The 6,458-nt window shown below is 55.5% G+C and carries 7 protein-coding genes and 2 pseudogenes; 8 read left to right on the plus strand and 1 reads right to left on the minus strand.

Features of this window, described 5'->3' with window-relative positions:
- The 8 genes and pseudogenes from ACI2KA_RS26660 to ACI2KA_RS26695 all read left to right on the plus strand — a co-directional run.
- The coding region (locus tag ACI2KA_RS26660) for a flagellar basal body rod C-terminal domain-containing protein (protein WP_404505442.1) at positions 1-243 on the plus strand (243 nt) is incomplete at its 5' end.
- A gap of 2 nt (positions 244-245) precedes the next feature.
- Entirely contained in the window at positions 246-1,349 is a 1,104-nt protein-coding gene (locus tag ACI2KA_RS26665) for a flagellar hook-associated family protein (protein ID WP_404505443.1), read from the plus strand.
- A 641-nt stretch (positions 1,350-1,990) separates the two neighbouring features.
- Positions 1,991-2,437, plus strand: coding sequence for a hypothetical protein (locus tag ACI2KA_RS26670; RefSeq protein ID WP_404505444.1), 447 nt, complete (start codon positions 1,991-1,993; stop codon positions 2,435-2,437).
- A 32-nt stretch (positions 2,438-2,469) separates the two neighbouring features.
- Positions 2,470-2,709, plus strand: a pseudogene (gene tnpB, locus ACI2KA_RS26675) (IS66 family insertion sequence element accessory protein TnpB); the annotation flags it as partial.
- A gap of 130 nt (positions 2,710-2,839) precedes the next feature.
- On the plus strand, positions 2,840-4,444 hold the full coding sequence (tnpC, locus tag ACI2KA_RS26680; RefSeq protein WP_404505449.1) for an IS66 family transposase: 1,605 nt from the start codon (positions 2,840-2,842) through the stop codon (positions 4,442-4,444).
- Complete coding sequence (locus ACI2KA_RS26685) at positions 4,444-5,028, plus strand: plasmid pRiA4b ORF-3 family protein (RefSeq protein ID WP_404505445.1); 585 nt, start codon at positions 4,444-4,446, stop codon at positions 5,026-5,028. The genes tnpC and ACI2KA_RS26685 overlap by 1 nt, the downstream gene beginning before the upstream one ends.
- Positions 4,998-5,222: a hypothetical protein gene (locus ACI2KA_RS26690; RefSeq protein ID WP_404505446.1), complete on the plus strand. Its 225-nt coding sequence runs from the start codon at positions 4,998-5,000 to the stop codon at positions 5,220-5,222. The genes ACI2KA_RS26685 and ACI2KA_RS26690 overlap by 31 nt, the downstream gene beginning before the upstream one ends.
- Positions 5,219-5,971, plus strand: coding sequence for an ABC transporter permease (locus ACI2KA_RS26695; RefSeq protein ID WP_404505448.1), 753 nt, complete (start codon positions 5,219-5,221; stop codon positions 5,969-5,971). The genes ACI2KA_RS26690 and ACI2KA_RS26695 overlap by 4 nt, the downstream gene beginning before the upstream one ends.
- On the opposite strand, the pseudogene ACI2KA_RS26700 reads toward ACI2KA_RS26695, so the two are convergent.
- Positions 5,853-6,113, minus strand: a pseudogene (locus ACI2KA_RS26700) (helix-turn-helix domain-containing protein); the annotation flags it as partial. The gene ACI2KA_RS26695 and the pseudogene ACI2KA_RS26700 sit on opposite strands and share 119 nt — an antisense overlap.
- Positions 6,114-6,458: the final 345 nt, after the last annotated feature.

Raw genomic sequence — 6,458 nt, forward strand, 5'->3', positions numbered from 1 at the left:
CTGAAATACGGCACCAACTCGATGGGGTGGCTTGAACAGGAACGGTCCGGCGCGACTTCGGCAAACGAATCGAAAAGCGCCCTCTACGAGCGCTCATCCGCCTCCTATTCGAACAACACGGCGGTCAGCCTGGATGAGGAGCTTTCGCTGCTTTTGGAGCTTGAGCAATCTTATAAGGCTGCCACGAAACTGGTGGCAACCGTCGATGAAATGCTTAAGTCGCTTATGGATATGGTGAGGTAAAAATGAAAACGTCTTCAATTTCATCGCTGGCGATGCAGAACAGCATGCGCAGCACCATCCTCAAGGCCCAGCTTGAGACGACCAAACTCACCACAGAGTTGAATACAGGAAAGCACGCGGATATGGGTTTGACGTTGGGCGCCGGTACGGCCCGCAACCTCGATCTCAATCGTGACGTAGATCGTCTTCAGTCAAATATCACTACGAATTCAATCGCGACGCAACGTCTCGAATCGTCACAGACAGCGCTGAACGGCATGGCCGGGGCCGCCCAGGAAATTCTGGATGTTCTGGTGCCAAACACGAGCAGTGAACCACCTACGCTTTCTACCGTCGTCGATACAATTTCAAGCGCATTCAACAACTTTACCAGCTTCGCCAACACGTCGACCAACGGTGAATATCTCCTATCCGGCATCAACACAGATGTGAAACCCGTCGACGATTACTTCGCCGATGGTTCGCCCCTGAAGGCCGCCTACAATGCCGAACTGAACCATTTCATGGCATCGCAGACGCCGCCGGTGGGCAACATCGCCAGCCTGTCCAAGGATCAGGTCAACGATTTCATGACCCATATGGAAGGTGTGTTCAACGGCACGACGACGGTGACCAACCCGCCGCACAGCAGTCTCACCGCCGGACAGAACGTCGATTTCTGGACGACGTTCGGATCCATGGCCAGCGACACCAACATGACGAGCCGGATCAGTCAGAACGAAGTGATCGAGACGTCGACCAACAGCAATTCGCAGGGCATGCGTTATTTCGCGATGACGGCGATTACGGCGATGACCTTCCTTGATGACAATGTGCCCAGCGATGTTCGCGAAATGGTAGCAACCAAGTCGGTAGAAAATATTAGCACTGCCATTAGTGGTTTGAATCAGCAGCAGGGTCAGGTCGGCCTGTCTCAAAGCCGCGTTTCGAAGGCAAACGATTCACTTGCTGCACAAAAGAAGATTATAGAAACGCATTTGCTGAATATCGAAGGGGTCGATTACTACGAGACGAAGACCCGTGTCGATCTACTACAGCAGCAGATCGAAATCGCATACAGTCTCACAGCACGCCTGCAACAAATGAGTCTGCTGAATTACCTTTGACCAGACCTGATGCGGTTGTTTAATTGCAGTTGGGGCGTCGAGGCTGTTTTCATTCAAGCCGCGCTGCCGGGTGCATACTTTGGCTTCGCGGGACGAGCCTTCAATGTGGATGACGCGCGTTCATCTGACACAGCGATGCAGTCCCATAAACGGAATGGCCCGGCTCTCACGTCAGCTGCCCGAATCAGATGGCAGCGTGTCATGGTATCGCCACAGCTTGAAGCGTTACCCCGACTACCGCAGGCATTCCTGCCTCTTTACCGTTGAAATGGAACTAGTGAGACGATCACCAACACAACCAAGGACAGATTCGGACAAGTTTAATATTCTAGCCATGGTCGTACTCGTAGATAGCCTGCGTATCTGATCGCTAAGGCCCAACCTTGAAGAGCCTCGATGCTGAATCCCGAAAGCAATTATTCACTCTACGCAGCTTCGACTAGAAAAGTCACCTCTCCAAGGGCGGTGTCGCAGCGACGAAACCTGATTATGCCCTGCTGGCTTTCTATGATAGTCGCGACAATATCATTTTTCAGAATTTGCGGAAGAATCCCACAGTTCTGCGCAACTCCACTCAAAACGACGATGATATCTGTCTATTTATTTCCGGCAACGGCGCACAAAGCGAAGAGGAGGGCGTCATGCGCGCGCTAAATGAAGAGCAAAACCGAGATTTCTTTCTGCCTGGAGACCAAGCACCATATTCCACAGCTGAACTTGCAATGTTCAGACAGATGACCGGCTACAATCTCCTGCAGGTTGGCGGCGGCTATGTGTTCGTTGACGATTCTGGGCGCCCGGCTGTATCAAGTGACCGTCAAATGGTGGAGGCAGCATGGGAGATGTTCGATCTCACGAAAGGGATACAAGCGATAGAGACGCCAGGCGGCGAGATTACAATCGAGGGCCTAAAAACGCTTGGCGAGACGCTTCGGCGTCATCTGGGAGATGATGCCGGACTCTATCAGCACCTCATCGATATGCTGACAGAGATGGGGAAGGTGACTGACCACGCAATCAAAAATCCTGACACCCTTCTAGGAGGCGACCATGCAAAAGAACGCATGAGCACCAACGAACCAACCTGAGTGACTGGGCAAATTAGGAAGGTCTTGGTCGTGATCCGTTCAAGGGGGACGTTTTTGTTTTCCGCGGGAAAAGTGGTCGGCTGATCAAGGCTCTTTGGCATGACGGAATTGGGCTTTCGCTATATGCAAAGCGGCTTGAGCGCGGCCGTTTTATTTGGCCGGTAACTGAGGGCGGAGCGATCGCGCTGACGGCTGGCCAGATGTCCTATTTGCTTGAGGGAATTGACTGGCGAAACCCGCAGCAGACATGGCGTCCGACGAGCGCTGGATAGCGATTTTTGGTCAGGATTTGCCGCTATTGGCATCAAGAAAAGCTATGCAGTTCAGGGGTTTTGTGATTCACTTCGAGCATGGACCGGCTTCGAAAATCACCGCGATCATGCTGCTGCTCTTGAAGCAGAATTGGCGGTGGCGCGGGCTGAACGGGCCGCCGCTTTGGCTGAATTGGCTGTTGCCAAGGCCAGGGAGGCCGACGATCAGGCCATCATTCTTCGCCAGAAAGTCTATATCGAAAAGCTGCAACGGGAGCTTCGCGGTCAGAAGTCGGAACGGACGGCACGGCTGATTGCGCAGATGGAGCTGATGCTTGAGGACGCCGAAGCGACGGCGACCGAAGATGAGCTTGCCGCCGAAATGGCCGTTGCTGCAGCATCTGCGATTGCGGTCACCGGCTTTACGCGCAAGCGGCCCGTCAAGAAACCCTTTCCGGAGCATCTGCCGCGCGAGCGTGTCGTGGTGCCAGGCCCGGTTGCCTGCAGTTGCTGTGGCGGTGAACGGCTTCGCAAGCTCGGCGAAGACATCACCGAAACGATGGAGAGCGTACCGCGGAGCTGGAAGGTCATTCAAACGGTGCGGGAAAAGTTCACCTGCCGTGACTGCGAGAAGATCAGCCAGGCACCTGCACCCTTCCATGTCATCCCGAGAGGGTGGGCGGGGCCGAGCCTTTTGGCGATGATGCTCTGCGATAAGTTCGGCCAGCGCATTCCCCTCAATCGCCAGGTCGAACGTTTTGCCCTGGAAGGTGTGCCGATCAGTCAGTCGACAGCAGCCGACGCGATTGGCGCGTGCTGCCAGGTCCTTGACCCGCCGGTGCGGCGGATTGAAAGCCATACGTTCGCGTCTGAACGGATCCACGGTGACGACACGACCGTGCCGGTTCTCGCTCTCGGCAAGACCGTCACCGGTCGAATATGGAGCTATGTCAGGGACGATACTCCGTTTGGCGGAACGGCCCCACCGTCGGTGATGTTCTATTATTCCCGGGACCGGGCCGGCGAACATCCACATGCGCATCTCGCCAATTATAGCGGCATCCTTCAGGCGGACGCCTATACGGGCTATGGCCAGCTCTATCTTCCTGATCGAAGTCCGGGTCCGATTTATGAGGCGGCGTGTTGGGCGCATGCCAGGCGACCATTCTTTGCGCAAGCCGATCTGGAGGCCAATGCGCGCCGAAAAGCGCAGGGTAAAAGTTCCGCCGTCATCTCGCCGGTCGCCTTGAACATGGTGCAGCGGATCGACGCGTTGTTCGACATCGAACGCCATATCAATGGCCGCACTGCCGATGAGAGAAAAGCAATCCGCCAGCAATTATCAAAGCCATTGATCGACGACATGGAAATATGGATACGTGAACACCGCGCCAGGTTGCCGCGCGACAATGACCTGGCAAAGGCGTTTGACTATATGCTGAACCGCTGGGAATCCTTCACCCGCTTCCTCGACGACGGCCGGATTTGCCTATCGAACAATTGCGCGGAGCGATCTCTGCGTGGTGTGTCCCTTGGACGAAAAGCCTGGCTATTTGCCGGTTCCGACCGCGGAGGGCAAAGGGCGGCAGCCATGTACAGCCTGATCGTCACCGCGAAAATGAACCGCATTGACCCACAGGCCTGGCTTGCTGATGTTCTCGCCCGCATCGCCGACCATCCTGTCAGCCGGCTCGATGAGCTTCTCCCCTGGAATTGGCGAAACCCCGCAACAAAATCTCTGCAGCAGGCGGCCTGATGGCTGGTACTCTCGTTCGCTTGAAGGTTACGCTCGACGATGTCGACCCCTTGGTGATGCGGCGTGTTGTCGTGCCATTCCGCATTCGGCTCGACCGGCTTCATGATGTTCTCCAGGAGGCTTTCGGCTGGACCAACAGTCATCTCTATGAGTTCAGGATCCGTGACATCGGATTCGGCGTGCCTGATGGCGGCTTTGATGACCCCATTGATGCTCGCAAGGAAACGCTTCTTGCCGCCATCGAAGATATCGGCGCGAAGTCATTCAAGTATCTCTATGACTTCGGCGACGGCTGGACGCACACTGTGAAAATCGAAAAGATCTTCCCTGCTACCGCCGGCTTTGATGATCCTTTCCTCCTCGAGGCTGTCGGAAGGTGCCCGCCAGAGGATGTTGGCGGCCCTTGGGGCTATGAAGAGTTCCGTGAGGCTATTGCCGACGTCAACCATGAGCGACATCAAGAACTGCTCGAATGGTGGGGAAGTTCAGCCTACGACCCCAGCCAGGTCGACGCAAGAAATCTCGGCAAAAACGTCGAGGCTCTGGCTGCGAAATGGAAGCGCAGATCGCGCAAAAAAACCTGACACTGCGGTCCTCGGCGAATGCTTACGCTAACGACATCATGTCTCTGTTTCTCCAACTCAACGCTGAGCTTGGCCTGACGGTGATTATCGTCACTCACGATCCAACCATTGCCGCGCGTTGCCCGCGCCGGATCGTCATGCGCGATGGCCAGGTGTTCGGTGACAATACCCTTCGTGGCGTTGAGGTCGCATGACAGTGCGACGGGTCGGGACCAGCCAGGAAATCATCCGCGAGGTTGTAGAACATCTCGACGTCCTGAAAGGAAAGGGTCTGCTTGCGCTTGTCGGCATCGTCATTGGTACAGTTGCAGTGATCGCCATGCTGCATGTCGGACACAATGCCAGAAGGGCGGCGTTAAGCCAGTTCGAAACACTTGGCACGAATCTGGTGATGATGCAGCCACAGCCGAACGGAGATAGCGTCATGTCGCAGGTTTCCGTTGACGATGTTCTCGACCTGCCGCGACAGAATATCGGCCTATCTGCCACCTCCGCCATGATCCAAACCGGCGGCAATATCAGGGCCGGACGAACCGATGTGCAGGCAACCGTGGTTGCGGGGACAGATGGTATTTACGGCCTCGGCAAGGCCCGGCTAGCGTTGGGCAGATTTACCTCCGACCTGGATGGTGCGATACCATTCGCGGTGCTGGGATTCGATGTCAGTGCCGATATCACCAGAAGCAGCGGCGTACCTGTCAAGATCGGTGATCGCGTCACCTTCGGTAGTCAGGTACTGACCGTGATCGGGATTTTGCAGGACACACCGTCAAACTTCATTTTGAACATTGAGTTCAACCGCGTACATCGCGGAGAAAATCCGTCACAACTGTATAGCCGCCGGTATAGCCTCGTTCACGCAATTCTCGAAATAATCGACTGCCGGTCAGACCGGGGTAGGACTTTACCCGCTCCCGCAGGTAAGAAGCGAACGGGTCGATGACTGTCGCCCGAGGCTTTCTTGGACCATAGGCCGGAGCCTCAAGGCCCCGCTCAATGTATTTACGCACCGTCTTGCGATCGATGCCTGTTTCTCTGGAAATAGCCGACACTGTCAGCCCCTGCTGATGCAGATTCAAGATCATGATCGTCTTCCTCAGCTTGATCACCAATATCCCCCTTCCGACCATCGGAAGGAGTATCGACGATGACGCGCCGTCGGTCTTCCGGCGCGCGCTCCGGAAGACCGACGGCCACAGCACCTGGGGAAGATTCAAGCGGCACTAAGGAGGCGCGGACGAAAACTTGGACTAACAGGAGATAGTTCATGTATTCGTATGAAGACCGCATGAGGGCTGTGCAGCTCTATATCAAGCTCGGCAAACGAGCGAATGCTGATCTTGCCCCCAAGTTTTATCCAGTTTTGAGTTTGCTCCAGCGGTTTTGGGTTGCTGTATTTAGGGCGGTAGCGGCGGGTTGCGGTGCGGAGC

The sequence above is a fragment of the Agrobacterium sp. NPDC089420 genome (assembly GCF_044900305.1).
GTDB lineage: Bacteria > Pseudomonadota > Alphaproteobacteria > Rhizobiales > Rhizobiaceae > Agrobacterium.

Coding starts and splice junctions, on each gene's coding strand:
- ACI2KA_RS26665 (WP_404505443.1), top strand. CDS start 246: ATGAAAACGTCTTCAATTTCATCGCTGGCGATGCAGAACAGCATGCGC.
- ACI2KA_RS26670 (WP_404505444.1), top strand. CDS start 1,991: ATGCGCGCGCTAAATGAAGAGCAAAACCGAGATTTCTTTCTGCCTGGA.
- ACI2KA_RS26685 (WP_404505445.1), top strand. CDS start 4,444: ATGGCTGGTACTCTCGTTCGCTTGAAGGTTACGCTCGACGATGTCGAC.
- ACI2KA_RS26690 (WP_404505446.1), top strand. CDS start 4,998: ATGGAAGCGCAGATCGCGCAAAAAAACCTGACACTGCGGTCCTCGGCG.
- ACI2KA_RS26695 (WP_404505448.1), top strand. CDS start 5,219: ATGACAGTGCGACGGGTCGGGACCAGCCAGGAAATCATCCGCGAGGTT.